Below are 14,032 nucleotides of genomic sequence, written 5' to 3'. Positions count from 1 at the left end.
CCAGCGTGCCCTTTAACGAACGGGTCCTGGCGTTGAGTGAGCCTGAGTCAGCAACCACTCCATCAACGCTCGCAACGGCGCCGAAGGTTCGCGCCGAGGCGGGCACACCAGGTAATAACCTGCGCCTGTCGCGACTTTGAAATCGAACGGCATCGCCAGATTGCCGGCCTGAAGGTCGTCGCCGATCAATGACAAGTCCCCAATCGCCACACCATTGCCTTGCGCCGCCACCGTCATGGCAAGGTCCAGGGTGTCAAAGTACTGGCTGTGGCGGATCAAAGACAGGTCGGCCCCCACCGCGTTTAGCCAGTTGTTCCAGTCCCGCTGGTCACGGCTGGGATGCAACAGGGTGTGGTATTCAAGGTCGGTCAGCGTGTTGATCGCAGCGCTGCCTTGTAACAAGTGCGGGGCGCACACAGGGGTGAGTTGCTCATCGAACAGGTGTTGGCCCTCGCGTTTAGGTCCGGGTACCGGACTGTAGACCACGGCGGCGTCGAAGGTTTCACGGCGAAAATCCACCCCGTGCTGAATGCTGCTGGTCAATTCCACCGGCACGTCGGGGCGTAGCATTTGCCACTGCTTGAGTTTGGGCAGCAGCCAGCGCTGCATGCAGGTCGGCGCCTTGATTTGCAATGGCGTTCGGCGTGTGCCGGTCTGCTCTATGGCCTCGCCAATCAAGTCGAATGCCTGTTCGATCCGAGGGTACAGCGCCTGACCTTGCTCAGTGAGGCTTAAGCCGCGTGCCAAACGATGAAAAAGCGAATAGCCCAGATGCTCTTCCAGCCCGGCAATCTGGCGGCTTACCGCACCTTGAGTGATATGCAGCTGCTCACCGGCGCGGGTGAAGTTGCAACATTGAGCCGTGATCATAAACGTGTGCAGCGCAGGGAGCGGCGGTAAGCGTTTCATTGGTGGGCAGCCATGAGTCCAGGACATGGCAAGTATGAGCAGGATTGCGTTGTGCGCGCCACACGTGCTCGCTTCAATAAAGGCTCAAAAGTAAATTAAAAAGGCAGGACACATGGCGACGTGCGGCGAAGTATTGGTCAAGTTGCTCGAGGCGTATGGTGTTGAGCAGGTGTTTGGCATCCCCGGTGTGCACACCGTTGAGTTATATCGCGGCCTTGCAGGTTCAACCATTCGTCACGTGACTCCCCGGCACGAGCAAGGTGCCGGGTTTATGGCTGATGGCTATGCGCGCACCAGCGGCAAACCGGGGGTGTGTTTCATCATCACCGGGCCGGGCATGACCAATATCACCACGGCCATGGGGCAAGCCTACGGCGACTCAATCCCGATGCTGGTGATTTCCAGTGTGCAGTCGCGCAGTCAGCTGGGCGGCGGGCGCGGCAAGCTTCATGAGTTGCCGAATCAGAGCGCAATGATGGCCGGCGTTGCCGCTTTTTCCCATACGCTTATGTCGGCGGCAGAGTTGCCGAGTGTGCTGGCGCGGGCGTTTGCCCTGTTTCAGGCGGGAAGGCCACGTCCGGTGCACATTGAAATCCCATTGGACGTACTGGTGGAAAATGCCGATGCATTACTCGCCAGTCATCCGGTCAGTATTGTTCGTCCGGGCGCTGCGCCGGCGGCCATCGCCCAGATGAGCCAGCGCCTGGCCGGCGCCCAACGTCCGCTGATACTGGCAGGCGGAGGGGCAATTGATGCCGCCGAGGCGCTCACGCGGTTGGCCGAGCGACTCGGGGCGCCGGTAGCCTTGACCATTAACGCAAAGGGCATGTTGCCTTCCAGCCACCCCCTGTTGATTGGCTCTACCCAGTCATTGGTGGCGACCCGGGCGCTTGTAGCTGAAGCGGACGTGGTGCTGGCGATTGGCACGGAGTTGGCCGAGACCGATTACGACGTGACCTTTGCTGGCGGTTTCGAGATCCCGGGCGCGTTGTTGCGCATCGACATCGATCCGGATCAAACCGTGCGCAACTACCCGCCGACACTGGCGCTGGTGGCTGATGCCAAGCTGGCAGCGGAAGCCTTGCTGGCTGACCTCGGACATTTTTCACCACGCGATGCCGATTGGGGCGCGGCGCGAGCCCAGCGTTTGCGCAGTGAATTGGCCAGCACCTGGGATGCACCCACACGTGCGCAAACCCTCTTGTTGCAGACCGTATTCGAGGTGTTGCCAGACGCTGTGTGTGTCGGCGACTCCACTCAGCCGGTGTACACCGGCAATCTGACCTTCAACCCTGAACAACCACGGCGCTGGTTCAACTCATCAACCGGTTACGGCACGCTTGGTTATGCCTTGCCTGCCGCGGTGGGCGCCTGGCTGGGGCGTCGTGCTGATGGGCATGCGGGTGGTCCGGTGCTGTGCTTGATCGGCGATGGTGGTCTGCAATTTACCTTGAGCGAGTTGGCCAGTGCCGTCGAGGCGCGCACACCGATTATCGTGTTGCTTTGGAATAACCAGGGCTACGGGGAGATTAAAAAGTACATGCTCAACCGGGCCATTGAACCGGTGGGGGTGGATATTTATACCCCGGACTTTATAGGCGTAGCCAAAGCCCTGGGGTGTGCCGCGTTGTCGGTTGAAGGACCCGCGCAGCTACGCACGGCCCTGGCCCGTGCTGGCGACCACGACGGCCCGACCCTTATCGAGGTCGATGAACAGCGTTGGCAACACGCCTAGGGTCGCGTATCAAATTTAGCCAGCGACGCGGCTTGCAATGATACGGGAGCAGACCCTGGGCACTATGAAGTCATACGCAGGCGCGCCAGATCCCGTACAGGCGGTGCGCCAAACTGACGGCTGTACTCGCGGCTGAACTGTGAGGGGCTCTCATAACCCACGCGATAGCCGGCGGCCGAAGCATCAAGCCCTTCACTGAGCATCAGCCGCCTCGCTTCGTTGAGTCGCAGTTGTTTTTGATACTGCAACGGGCTCATCGCGGTGACTGACTTGAACCGGTGGTGCAGGGTCGAGACGCTCAAGTTGGCTTCGCGGGCCAGATTGTCGATGCGCAGGGGTTGTTCAAAGTTGCCGTTGAGCCAGGAAATAGCCCGAGTGACGCGGTGTGCCTGGCTGTTTTCGCTGGCGATTTCATACAGGCGATAGCCCTGTGGGCTGCGCAACAGCCGGTACAGAATCTCGCGGCGGATCAAGGGGGCCAACATGGCGATGTCTTTCGGCGTGTCGAGCAGGCGCGTCAGTCGCAACAAGGCATCCAGCATCGGCTGATCGATAGGCTCGACGTACAGTCCACGCCCGGCCGGTTTGGACGGTACGCCCATCGGGCCTGCATCGCTGATCAGTGTAGATATCTCCAGTGGGTCAATGTCCAGACGCAATGCCAGTACGGGACGTTCAGAGGACACTTCCAGCACACGGCCACTGATCGGCATCGACACCGAGACCACCAGGTAATTAAGCGGGTCATAGGCGAAGTGCTCATCTCCCAGTCTGACCTCTTTGCGGCCTTGAGCCATGATGCACAGCGCCGGTTTCGGCAAGCTGGGAGCGAAGTCGCTCGCGACGCTGTAGCGCGACACAAATAAGGCGTCGACCTGCGTTGTAAACGAACCATCCTGCGCCGCGTGACGGTGAATCAGGTCGGCCAGTTCCACGCGCTGTTTTTCAAGCGCAGGATCGAGCGCGGGGTGCGGCGGTTCCAGTAACGACATGCAGAACTTCCTCATTAAGACCGTAGAGACACAGCTTATGTTTGTGCAAGGAGCAGGGGTAGGCAATTTCTGCCGTTGTCTTGCCTGATCCTGTCGGAGTCAGTCGTTATTGCGCCAATATATCCACTGTGAGCCCTGAGTATTGCTCGAAATGGCGTAAGGCGCTGCTGCCATGGGCGCGGGCAATGTCGATCACGTCCTGTGTGCTTTTGCAGAATTGTGCAAGCCTTGGGCAGGAATTGACTAACGGCGCCGAGGGCTGGGCTTTAAGCTTTGAACCTTGCCACGGTCATTTTCAGTGTGGAGGCCACCATGCCCCAGTCCCATTGCGTCAGTCATACCACTCGGGTGCATGCCCGCGCCGGATGCTCGGTTCAAGTACAGGCGTGCCTCATGCGCGTGATAGAACCCACGTTGAAGACGCCGGGCTGCCTGCACTTTGCCTTGCAGCAATGCGACAGCGATCCGTTGTTGTGGCAAATTGCCGGCTATTGGCAAGACGAATGTGCCATGCAGGCTTACTTCAATTCCTCGGTGATGGAGGTCTACAGCGTACTGCTTAACGAGCAGATGATTGAACGCCTGGAGTTCCAGACGTTCACCGAAGAGGTTGCGGTCCCGATGCAGAAACACGCAGGTTAAGCGGGTAGAATGCCGACTTTAAATGGTCGGAATGTAAACCATGGCACGTAAAGAATTTGCACAGTTTGAAGCGGTAGCGGCGGTTGTCCCGGTAGAACCCGGTGTTTACCACGCCGCTATTGCAGTCAAAGCGCTGTACGAAGGCGGAGCACCGCGTTTTCATAAAATATTGCCTGACCAGACCTTCAAGACCGCCACTGCGGCCGATGCTGCCGCAACGCAACAGCTTGAAGTGTTGCAAGGCGTCACTGAAGACGCCGAGCTGGTCTGGTAATCAACGTGGGCGGTGCATTTTGAACAATGCCTCGGGGCCCAGCTGGAAATAGTCCGCCGGGCCACCGCCACGCAAAATAGGCTCGGCAGCTGCCGTGTCGTAAATCCCGTCTCTAAGCAGGTATTTGGCGATATGCACTGCCACCACCTCCCCCAAAATCAGCCAGCTAGGTACGAGTTCCTTATCGGCCCTTTGTAACTGAATGATCTGTGTGACCTTGCATTCAAACGATACGGGTGTCTCGGCGACACGTGGCACGCTCACGACACGTGAGGCGGCAGTGGTCAGTCCGGCCAGCTCGAACTCATTGATGTCTGGCGCAACCATTGCGCAGCTTTGGTTCATCGCCTCAGCCAGAGGACGTGTGGCCAGGTTCCAGACGAACTCGCCGGTTTGCTCAATGTTATTGAGGCTGTCTTTGCGGCCCACACTGCAAAACCCGATGATCGGCGGGATGTAGTTGAACGCGTTGAAAAAGCTGTAGGGCGCAAGATTTAAACGGCCTTCGGCGTCGTGCGACGAAATCCAGCCAATGGGGCGCGGCCCGACAATGGCATTGAACGGATCATGGGGCAGGCCGTGCCCTTGGGAAGGTTCGTAGAAATGGATATCGTCAGACATGGGCAGAATCCGCATACGCCGAAATAGAGGGCTCATATAGTGCGGGGCATTTCGCCCAATGACAAAGCCTGTCTTGACTCTGTAGCCGCTGGCGCAGGCTGCGAAGGGGGGAAGCCCCCCGTATTTCTCAACTCATTATTACGTCCACTGCGCAATCAGCAGCACGCTTTCAAGGTGCCCCTAAAATGACTAAGCCCGGCCGAAGCCGGGCTACAGAGCCAACTTCAATGGATTAGCTGAAGCGTGCGCCTTGGGTTTTGTCGTAGCCATCTTCCGCAAATGTGGCTGACTGAGTGTTGTCGTAGCCATCTTCTGCAAACGTGGCTGACTGAGTGTGATCGTAGCCATCTTCAGCAAAGGTAGCACTGTGCGTACGGTCGTAACCGTCAGCAGCAACAGCGGCAGAACCAGTGCGGCTATAGCCATCTTCAGCAAAGCTCGAAGAATGGGTGCGGTCGTAACCATCCGCAGCAAAGCTATTGAATGCCAGAACCGAAAGGGCAGTGGCGAGAATTAATTGAGTTTTCATGGTCAGGCTCCTTGTTTCATAAGGGCGGTATGCCCTGGGTATGGGTTTAAGACTACGCCGAATAATTTGATTGAAAAGCGCAAAAAATAGCAGTTAATGATCTATTTATACGATGTATTGGCCCAGCCTCTATCCGGTTCTGAATGCCTGAGAATCCCTTCGCGGGACCTCCTCAAGACAGCCGTGAACGGAGAGTGGGTTGAGATTGATAATGTCCGAACTGTATTAACGGGCCATTAATTTTGGGCATGTGCCAAAAGAAAAAACCCGGCCGGGGCCGGGTTTCTGAAACGGGAAAGGCGAAATGCTTAGTCTGTTTCGATTCGCGAATGCTTGCGTGTGTCTTTCATGGTCACGTAGACCATCAGGGAACAGGCAATACAGCCGGTGACGTACCAGTAGTAGCCAGTCTCCATGCCGGAACTTTTAAACCACAAGGCGATGTATTCGGCCGTACCGCCGAAAATCGACACGGTCAGTGCATACGGCAGACCCACGCCCAGTGCACGAATTTCGGTCGGGAACAGCTCTGCTTTCACCACTGCGTTGATCGAGGTGTAACCGCTGACAATGATCAGCGCCGCCATAATCAGGAAGAACGCGCCCCACCAGGTGGTGATGGTGTGCAGCGTGGTCAGGATCGGGTAGGTGAAGAGTGTGCCCAGTACGCCAAAGGCAATCAGGATCGGACGACGGCCAATCTTGTCCGACAGCCCGCCCACCAATGGTTGTATGCACATGAACAGGAACAACGTGGCGGCCGAGATGGTGGTGGAGTCCGAGATGCTCATGCCCACCGTGTTCACCAGGTACTTCTGCATGTACGTGGTGTAGGTGTAAAACGCCAGCGTTCCGCCCATGGTCAAACCCACAACGGTCAACAGCTCTTTTGGATGCCGCATCAGGGTGCGCATGGCGCTTTCTTTAGGTTTGGTTTTGACCTTTTTGAATGATTCAGTCTCTTCCATGCCCCGTCGCAGGTACAAGGCAACTACAGCGCAGAGCGCGCCGATTACAAACGGAATACGCCAGCCCCAGCTGTAAAGCTGTTCTTCAGTCAGGGTTTGTTGCAGCACGATCAACACGCCCAGTGCGATGAGCTGACCCGAGATCAGCGTCACGTATTGGAAGCTTGAGAAGAAGCCGCGTCGCTCTTTGGTGGCCATTTCGCTCAGATAAGTGGCCGAGGTGCCGTATTCGCCACCCACTGACAAACCTTGCAGCAGACGGGCAAACACCAGCAGAACGGGTGCCCAGACGCCGATGGTTTCGTAACCGGGGGACAGTGCAATCAGCAGCGAGCCGAAGCACATCAGCAACACCGAAGCCATCAATGCAGCTTTGCGGCCTTTACGGTCTGCGTACAGGCCCATCAGCCAGCCGCCGATAGGGCGCATCAAAAAGCCCACGGCGAAGATGGCGGCGGTATTGAGCAACTGAGCGGTGGTGTCGCCTTTAGGGAAAAAGGCCTTGGCGAAGTACAGCGAGAAGGCGGCGTAGACGTACCAGTCGTACCACTCGACCATGTTGCCGACGGAGCCACTGAAGATGGATTTAATGCGGCTGGAAGTGGTTCTTACTTTTGGAGCCGCAGACGCGGCCCCGGCAGGCAGGGTGCTTGAATTGTCCATTGAATGGATCCTTTTTTTCTTGGTTTTGTTATAGCGCGACAAAACGCGAGCTTGCGGGGCTATAGCAGGAGTTGTGCCAAGGCTGTAAGGGCCTGTTTATTGGGGGATGGGTCAAGAAGTGAGCGGAAATCCGCTGGTTTTCGGCGGGTGATGAGCGGAAATCCGCCGAACATCACAAGCCCCTCACCCCAGCCCTCTCCCAGAAGGAGAGGGGGTTTGGAGAGGGGGGATTTTAAATTCGCGCGCGGTCAGTCCCCTTTCCCTCTGGGAGAGGGCTAGGGTGAGGGTTGCAGGGGGTTACTCGATCATCAAAAACGTCTCACGCACCAACCCATGGCGCTGCATTTTTTCATTCAGCGTGCGGCGCGGCAGTTGCAGTTCGTGTAAGACCGCTTTGATATCGCCCTTGTGCCGCGTCAGCGCGGCCCGCAAACAATGCGCTTCAAAGGCTTCCTGCTGCGCAACCAGCGATTGGCTGGCGTCAATGTCATCGAACTGAGGGTCGTCCAAGCCCAGTACATGACGTTCTGCGACGTTAGCCAGTTCACGCACATTACCCGGCCAACTGTGGCTCAGCAGGTACGACAGTTGCGCCCCGGTCAAGGGCGCGGCACTGCGTCCCATGCGTTGCGCCGCATGCTGGGAAAAAAAGTCATAGAGCATGGGAATGTCTTCGCGACGCTCACGTAGCGGCGCCAAACGCAATTCAGCCACCGTCAGGCGATACGCCAGATCTTCACGAAAACGGCCAGCGCGAGCCTCGTCGAGAAGGTCGGGCTTGGTCGCTGCAACCACCCGCAAGTCGACATGGATGCTCTGGTTGGAACCCAGTCTTTCGAGTTTTTGTTCCTGTAGGACCCGCAGCAGTTTGGCTTGCTGAGCCAGTGGCATGCTTTCGATTTCGTCGAGAAACAATGTACCGCCGTCGGCGTATTCCAACTTGCCAATGCGCTTGCCCTGCGCGCCGGTGAATGCGCCGTTTTCATGGCCAAACAGCTCGGCCTCAAACAAATGCTCAGGTATGGCCGCGCAGTTCAGGGCCACAAAGGGTTTGTCGGCACGCGGGCCAAAATCATGCAGGCAACGGGCAACCAACTCTTTGCCGCTGCCGGTTTCACCGCGGATCAGCACGTTTACCGGCAATGGTGCCAAATCAGTGATTTGCCTGCGCAGGGTCTGCAAGCTGCGCGAGACGCCGAGCAACCGCCCCTCTATCTGTTCGCGCCGGGCGGCCTGCTCGTGCAAACGGCGGTTTTCCAGCACCAGTTGGCGCTTTTCGAGGGCGCGGCGCAGGCTGCTTAACAACGCTTCAGGGCTGAAGGGTTTTTCGAGAAAGTCATAAGCGCCATCGCGCATGGCTTCAACGGCCATGGGCACATCGCCGTGCCCGGTCAGTAAAATGACCGGCAGATCCTGGTCAAACTGCTGCAAACGCGACAATAGGGCCAACCCACCCATGCCCGGCATGCGTACATCACTGACAATCACTCCAGCAAAGTGCGCTGGCAATTGGTTGAGGCATTCTTCGGCACAGCTGAACAACTGAACTTCAAAGCCACTTAGGCTTAGCCATTGTTCAACCGCATTGCGAATGCTGGCCTCATCATCAATCACGATCACCGAGTTGAGCATGTTTCATGATTCCTGTGCGACAGGCAGCGTCAGCGTGAACTGCGCGCCATCGGCATGATTACAAGCGGTCAGACGACCACCGATTTCGTGAACAATGGCGTAAGACACGGCCAGGCCCAAGCCCAATCCTTCGCCTACAGGTTTGGTGGTGAAAAATGGATCGAAGACTTTACCCAAATGCTCATCATTCATCCCGCCACCGCTGTCGCTCACGGTCAAATACCACAGCTGTTGATCGGCCTTGATGCGGACTTCCAAATGTTTGCAGGGTTTGTCGCGCAGGGCATCCAGTGCGTTGCGCAGCAGGTTGATGAGCACTTGCTCCAGACGGATCGCGTCGCCGCGTACCCACGCCGGGCGTATCAGGTCAACCTTCAGGTCGATAGACTCTTCGTTCAATCGCGGTTCCAGCAAGTGCAAGGCTTGATCGACAACGCTCGCCAGATCCAGCCTTTCGCGTAAACCACTTGGGCTTTGCCGGGCGTACGTTTTTAGATGACCAGTGAGTGCGGCCATTCTGGTGAGCATCTGCTCCAGGGGTGCCAGAGCTTTGTAGGCGTCGTCGATACGGCCGTGATCCAGCAGCAGGCGCAGGGTTGCCAACTGCATGCGTTGGGCGGTCAGTGGTTGATTGATTTCGTGGGCCAATGCCGCCGACATTTGCCCTAATGCCGCGAGTTTGGCGGATTGCACAAGGCCATCTTGCGCGGTACGCAGATCGCGGGTTCGGGCCTGAACCAGTTGCTCAAGTTCTGCGCGGTTGCGCTGGCGCAAACGATCGAGCCGCCAGCGTTGCAGTAAAAAAAGGGCCAAAAAAACCAGCGCCAACCACAACCCGATGGCCGCCAGGGCCGCGTTGCGGCTGTCTTCGGACGCCAACTGCGGCTGACGCAGCAAGTGCAGAGTCCAGTCCTCTGGATTCAGCGCCTGGCTCTCCCACAAGTAGTCGGACGGCCCTGACGGGCTGTCAACGCGAGTCAGGTAGCTGTTATCGGCAAAACTGCGCAGAGTGTGAGTGGGCAGCAGTGTCAGAGGTTGTTTGTCGTATTGACGCGTTTGAGTTATCTCGCTGAGATCACGGTCACTCAATTCACGCAGATGTCGGTAGCGCCAGCCCGGTTGGTTGGCAATAAACACAATGCCGCGCTTATCGGTCACAAGCAGCGTGTCGTTACCCTGGCTCCATTCGCGTTCCAGTTCCGGGAACTCCAGCTTGACCACCATCGCCCCCAAAAAACGCCCGTCTGCAGACCGTACCGCACTGGACATAAAGTAGCCCGGAATGCCGCTGGTTACGCCCACTGCATAGAAGCTGCCTGTGCCCTGATCGCGTGTCTGGCTGAAATAAGGGCGAAAGCCATAGTTGTGGCCGACATAACTGTTGGAGGTGTTCCAATTGCTGGCGGCTACGGCCAGGCCAGTGCTGTCAAGCAATTCAAGGGTCGAAGACTGTGCAGCACCGTTGATACGTTCCAGTTTTCGGTTGAGCTGCGCTTGTCCTGCAGGCGTGACGGGCTGTTCAAGTGCCGCAATCAGCTCGGGATCCAAGGCCAGCACGGCTGGCAATGCACGGTAGCGCTCGATCACTGTGTGCAACGAGTTGGCATACAAATTGAGCTGTTCGGGGCCGCGGCTTACGCTTTGCTCCAGCGCATGCTGCCGTGCCTGGCTCCACGCCCATGTACCCGCGATGGCAGCACCGATCAAAATCAATGCGGTATACAGGATTAAGCGGGAAAAACGCGGCGGCATAGGCATGGTGACACTGTGCTCGATTAGGGGGCGCAAACCATAGCATGGCGCCGTGGCGGGCCAAAAAAGACATGAACACCCACGGGTACATTGCCCGTTGTGCCTGTTCGGCCATGCGCAATGATCACTTGGGGGGGCAGACGATATGCGGCCTGATTCAAGCGCAGAGCCGCTCGGTGGGGTTAAACGGCGTTCGCCCTGATCGCCACGACACTCAGCAATTGCCCTTCAAATACGCAGAACTGGGCATCCAGCTCCCGCCCATTGGGCCATTCGGGTGACAAGTCAGTGAGCAGGCGCATGCGTACGTGACCCGCTGGGGTCCAGTTGAGTACTTCAGCGTGTTCAAAATAGAAGCGTTTTTGCACCAGCGGATAGAGGGCCTTGAACAGGCTTTCTTTGACCGAAAAGGTCAGCGTCACGACATGCCCCACGGATTGTGCGGGCGTGGATGCCATGCGGTGCAGTTCAGCCGGCGTGAGAATCTCTTTGGCGAGACGCTGGGCGCGTTCGTCAGTGAGTACGTTTTCGAGGTCGATACCCACGCTGGACCAGTCCCTTTTCAATGCAACCAGTGCGGCTGCACGGCCATTGCTGTGGGTGATTGATCCGCAAATATGCGCAGGCCACTGCGGCGCACGGTCTTCGCCAATGCCCGGTGTCGCGAGGGTGCCATCCAGTTGCAACAACGCTGCGCGGGCGCACAAGCGTCCAGCCAGATATTCGGCTTGGCGTTTGGTAACCGAGCGTTGAATACTGGCGGGCATTGCAACGGCTGTGCGTGCAAAATCATCGGCAGTGAGCTGTGCCGGGGTGAACTCAGTGCTTGCCCACACGCTGCCAGGCAGCGCTTGGGGCAATGGCCAGTCGGTGCGCAATGGGGTGCAACAGGCGGGCAGGGCGAAGGGTCGATTCATGGCGGGCATTTTGCCGGGTCTTGATCAGCCTGGGTAGCCTAAGATGACCTGTGCATGTTCAGAGTCTGTTCAGGGCCAACCCCGTATGGTGGCCCTGTGCAATGGGTGATGAGGCCTTAAGGGACTCGGATTTGGCTTGGGAGAGCGCGATGAAATTGTTGGTGGTTGAAGACGAGGCGCTGCTGCGCCATCACTTGCAAACCCGACTCAGCGAACGAGGTCATGTCGTGGAATCGGTGGCCAATGCCGAGGAGGCGTTGTACCAGAGTGAGCAGTTCAATCATGACCTGGCCATGATTGACCTCGGCTTGCCGGGTATGGGCGGGCTTGACCTGATTCGCCAACTGCGTGCCCGGGGCAAGACCTTTCCGATCCTTATTCTCACGGCCCGTGGCAACTGGCAAGACAAGGTGGAGGGGCTGGCTGCTGGCGCCGACGATTATGTGGTCAAGCCGTTTCAATTTGAAGAACTTGAAGCACGGCTTAATGCCTTGTTACGACGTTCCAGCGGCTTCACACAATCGACCATTGTGGCTGGCGAGCTGGTGCTGGATATCAATCGCAAACAAGCGGTACTGGAAGGTGAGCCGTTGGCGCTGACGGCCTATGAGTACAGAATTCTCGAATACCTGATGCGTCATCACCAACAGGTGGTGGCCAAGGACCGACTGATGGAACAGCTCTACCCGGATGACGAGGAGCGTGATCCAAATGTGATCGAGGTGCTGGTCGGGCGCCTGCGACGCAAGCTTGAGGGGGCAAACGGCTTTAAGCCAATCGATACCGTGCGGGGGTTGGGGTACTTGTTCACTGAGCGCTGCCGATGATTCGTTCGCTTCGCGTTCGACTGATGCTGGCGGCCACGTTGCTGGCGGTGCTGTTTATGTTGGCCTTGTTACCGGCCATGCAAGGGGCGTTCAGTCTCGCACTCAAAGATGCTATCGAGCAGCGACTGGCATCGGACGTGACCACTTTGATCTCGGCGGCACGGGTCGAAAAAAACCAATTGAAAATGCCGGCGTTGCTCCCGGATGAGCAGTTCAACCTGCCGGACAGTCGCCTGCTCGGCTACATCTACGACCGTGAAGGCCATCTGGTGTGGCGCTCACGGGCTACCCAGGAAGAAAACATTAACTACACACCGCGTTACGACGGGCGCGGTAATGAGTTTGCGAGCATTCGCGAAGACAACGGTGAAGAATTTTTCGTCTATGACGTGGAGGTCAAGCTGCTGGGCGGCAAAAGCGCTGCCTTCAGCTTTGTAGCGCTGCAACCGATGCGCGAATACAACATGACGTTGGCCGGGCTGCGCGAAAACCTGTATCTGGGGTTTGGGGCAGCCTTGATTGTTTTGCTGGCGCTATTGTGGATTGGTTTGACCTGGGGGTTACGTGCCTTGCGACGCTTGAGTCAGGAGCTGGACCAGATAGAAAGCGGTGAGCGCGAAAGTCTCAGTGAACAGCATCCTCGTGAGTTACTAAGACTTACCGGCTCCCTGAACCGCTTGCTGCAAAGCGAACGTGAACAGCGTGCGCGGTACAGAGACTCACTGGATGATTTGGCCCACAGCTTGAAAACCCCGTTGGCCGTCTTGCAAGGGGTTAGCGAAAGCATGGCCCAGCGGCCGCGAGATCGTGATCAGGCGTGGGTGCTGCAAACCCAGATTGAACGCATGAACCAGCAAATCAGCTACCAACTGCAACGGGCCAGTTTGCGTAAAAGCGGTTTAGTGCGCCATCAAGTCGAGCTGCTGCCGGTGGTAAAAAGCCTGTGCGATACGCTGGAGAAGGTGTATCGCGACAAGCAAGTCAAAGTCAGTTACGACATACCGGAATTGAGTCACGTGCCCATCGAGCAGAATGCTCTGCTGGAACTGTTGGGTAACTTGCTGGAAAACGCCTATCGCCTGTGTCTTTGCCAAGTGCGCATCAGCCTGCATCAAAATGCCCATGGTGTTGAAATCTGCGTGGAAGACGACGGCCCGGGCGTACCACCTGATCAGCGGGCGCGTATTCTTCAGCGCGGCGAACGTCTGGATCGCCAGCACGCAGGGCAGGGTATTGGCCTGGCCGTGGTTAAAGACATTATCGAAAGCTACGACGCACAGCTGACCCTGGATGACTCAACACTGGGCGGGGCAGCGTTTCGGATTCATTTCCCCGCTGCGAACTGATTCTGCCCCCTCTTCTTAAATTCCAACACCCGTAGTTGCTTCTAGTCAGCGACTACGAGGACACCCTGCCAAGGCGGAAATCCGCCATCTCACGCTTTCTTAAGCGCTCAAAGGGCGGAAATCCGCCAGCTCAATTCCTGCGTCTTGTAGATTTTCCCTGCAGGAGTAGCAGTATCAGCCCTTTTTCCATCTTGGCCCGCCGCTTGCAACAAGCGTAAGAGTTCT

The 14,032-nt window shown here is 57.4% G+C and carries 13 protein-coding genes; 5 read left to right on the top strand and 8 right to left on the bottom strand.

All coding sequences use genetic code 11. The features are described 5' to 3' along the window. Nucleotides 1–12: 12 nt before the first annotated feature. Nucleotides 13–909, bottom strand: a complete 897-nt coding sequence (locus tag EQV93_RS00535) for a LysR substrate-binding domain-containing protein (RefSeq protein WP_122784666.1) — start codon at nt 907–909, stop codon at nt 13–15. Between the two features lie 112 nt (nt 910–1,021). On the opposite strand from EQV93_RS00535, the gene EQV93_RS00530 reads away from it, so the two are divergent. After that, nucleotides 1,022–2,644 (top strand): 5-guanidino-2-oxopentanoate decarboxylase, encoded by a 1,623-nt coding sequence (locus EQV93_RS00530; RefSeq protein WP_240890707.1) that lies wholly within the window; start codon nt 1,022–1,024, stop codon nt 2,642–2,644. Nucleotides 2,645–2,706: 62 nt separating this feature from the next. On the opposite strand, the gene EQV93_RS00525 is transcribed toward EQV93_RS00530, so the two are convergent. Continuing rightward, on the bottom strand, nt 2,707–3,636 hold the full coding sequence (locus tag EQV93_RS00525; RefSeq protein ID WP_146384005.1) for an AraC family transcriptional regulator: 930 nt from the start codon (nt 3,634–3,636) through the stop codon (nt 2,707–2,709). A gap of 312 nt (nt 3,637–3,948) precedes the next feature. On the opposite strand from EQV93_RS00525, the gene EQV93_RS00520 reads away from it, so the two are divergent. Continuing rightward, a complete protein-coding gene (locus tag EQV93_RS00520) occupies nt 3,949–4,278 on the top strand; it encodes a putative quinol monooxygenase (protein ID WP_122784892.1) in 330 nt (109 codons plus the stop codon). Nucleotides 4,279–4,318: 40 nt separating this feature from the next. After that, a complete protein-coding gene (locus EQV93_RS00515; protein ID WP_122784663.1) occupies nt 4,319–4,552 on the top strand; it encodes a hypothetical protein in 234 nt (77 codons plus the stop codon). Here the strand turns inward: EQV93_RS00515 and EQV93_RS00510 are convergent, their stop codons facing one another. From EQV93_RS00510 to EQV93_RS00485, 6 genes are all read right to left on the bottom strand, one after another. Continuing rightward, entirely contained in the window at nt 4,553–5,173 is a 621-nt protein-coding gene (locus EQV93_RS00510) for a flavin reductase family protein (protein WP_240890706.1), read from the bottom strand. Nucleotides 5,174–5,405: 232 nt separating this feature from the next. After that, nucleotides 5,406–5,702: a hypothetical protein gene (locus EQV93_RS00505; RefSeq protein ID WP_240890705.1), complete on the bottom strand. Its 297-nt coding sequence runs from the start codon at nt 5,700–5,702 to the stop codon at nt 5,406–5,408. Nucleotides 5,703–6,010: 308 nt separating this feature from the next. Beyond that, nucleotides 6,011–7,333 (bottom strand): MFS transporter, encoded by a 1,323-nt coding sequence (locus tag EQV93_RS00500; RefSeq protein ID WP_122784659.1) that lies wholly within the window; start codon nt 7,331–7,333, stop codon nt 6,011–6,013. A 297-nt stretch (nt 7,334–7,630) separates the two neighbouring features. Further along, nucleotides 7,631–8,965, bottom strand: a complete 1,335-nt coding sequence (locus tag EQV93_RS00495; RefSeq protein ID WP_240890704.1) for a sigma-54-dependent transcriptional regulator — start codon at nt 8,963–8,965, stop codon at nt 7,631–7,633. Between the two features lie 3 nt (nt 8,966–8,968). Then, the gene (locus EQV93_RS00490) at nt 8,969–10,723 is read right to left on the bottom strand and encodes an ATP-binding protein (RefSeq protein WP_240890703.1); all 1,755 of its coding nucleotides are present in this window, start codon (nt 10,721–10,723) and stop codon (nt 8,969–8,971) included. Nucleotides 10,724–10,899: 176 nt separating this feature from the next. Continuing rightward, on the bottom strand, nt 10,900–11,634 hold the full coding sequence (locus EQV93_RS00485; RefSeq protein ID WP_122784891.1) for a 4'-phosphopantetheinyl transferase family protein: 735 nt from the start codon (nt 11,632–11,634) through the stop codon (nt 10,900–10,902). Between the two features lie 149 nt (nt 11,635–11,783). Here EQV93_RS00485 and EQV93_RS00480 point away from each other — a divergent pair, with 149 nt between their 5' ends. Then, the gene (locus EQV93_RS00480; RefSeq protein ID WP_122784656.1) at nt 11,784–12,461 is read left to right on the top strand and encodes a response regulator; all 678 of its coding nucleotides are present in this window, start codon (nt 11,784–11,786) and stop codon (nt 12,459–12,461) included. Further along, nucleotides 12,458–13,807, top strand: a complete 1,350-nt coding sequence (locus tag EQV93_RS00475) for an ATP-binding protein (protein WP_146383995.1) — start codon at nt 12,458–12,460, stop codon at nt 13,805–13,807. Before EQV93_RS00480 ends, EQV93_RS00475 begins: the two co-directional genes overlap by 4 nt. The last annotated feature ends 225 nt before the right edge of the window (nt 13,808–14,032 follow it).

The organism is Pseudomonas sp. TMW22091 (genome assembly GCF_022496705.1).
GTDB lineage: Bacteria > Pseudomonadota > Gammaproteobacteria > Pseudomonadales > Pseudomonadaceae > Aquipseudomonas > Aquipseudomonas saxonica.
The sequence above is the reverse complement of the archived record's forward strand: the minus strand, read 5'-3'. Positions and strand labels throughout refer to the sequence as shown.

Bases quoted from the DNA above. Each gene is read 5' to 3' on its own strand.
- EQV93_RS00535 (WP_122784666.1), bottom strand. From the start codon at position 909: ATGAAACGCTTACCGCCGCTCCCTGCGCTGCACACGTTTATGATCACG.
- EQV93_RS00530 (WP_240890707.1), top strand. From the start codon at position 1,022: ATGGCGACGTGCGGCGAAGTATTGGTCAAGTTGCTCGAGGCGTATGGT.
- EQV93_RS00525 (WP_146384005.1), bottom strand. From the start codon at position 3,636: ATGTCGTTACTGGAACCGCCGCACCCCGCGCTCGATCCTGCGCTTGAA.
- EQV93_RS00520 (WP_122784892.1), top strand. From the start codon at position 3,949: ATGCCCCAGTCCCATTGCGTCAGTCATACCACTCGGGTGCATGCCCGC.
- EQV93_RS00515 (WP_122784663.1), top strand. From the start codon at position 4,319: ATGGCACGTAAAGAATTTGCACAGTTTGAAGCGGTAGCGGCGGTTGTC.
- EQV93_RS00510 (WP_240890706.1), bottom strand. From the start codon at position 5,173: ATGTCTGACGATATCCATTTCTACGAACCTTCCCAAGGGCACGGCCTG.
- EQV93_RS00505 (WP_240890705.1), bottom strand. From the start codon at position 5,702: ATGAAAACTCAATTAATTCTCGCCACTGCCCTTTCGGTTCTGGCATTC.
- EQV93_RS00500 (WP_122784659.1), bottom strand. From the start codon at position 7,333: ATGGACAATTCAAGCACCCTGCCTGCCGGGGCCGCGTCTGCGGCTCCA.
- EQV93_RS00495 (WP_240890704.1), bottom strand. From the start codon at position 8,965: ATGCTCAACTCGGTGATCGTGATTGATGATGAGGCCAGCATTCGCAAT.
- EQV93_RS00490 (WP_240890703.1), bottom strand. From the start codon at position 10,723: ATGCCTATGCCGCCGCGTTTTTCCCGCTTAATCCTGTATACCGCATTG.
- EQV93_RS00485 (WP_122784891.1), bottom strand. From the start codon at position 11,634: ATGAATCGACCCTTCGCCCTGCCCGCCTGTTGCACCCCATTGCGCACC.
- EQV93_RS00480 (WP_122784656.1), top strand. From the start codon at position 11,784: ATGAAATTGTTGGTGGTTGAAGACGAGGCGCTGCTGCGCCATCACTTG.
- EQV93_RS00475 (WP_146383995.1), top strand. From the start codon at position 12,458: ATGATTCGTTCGCTTCGCGTTCGACTGATGCTGGCGGCCACGTTGCTG.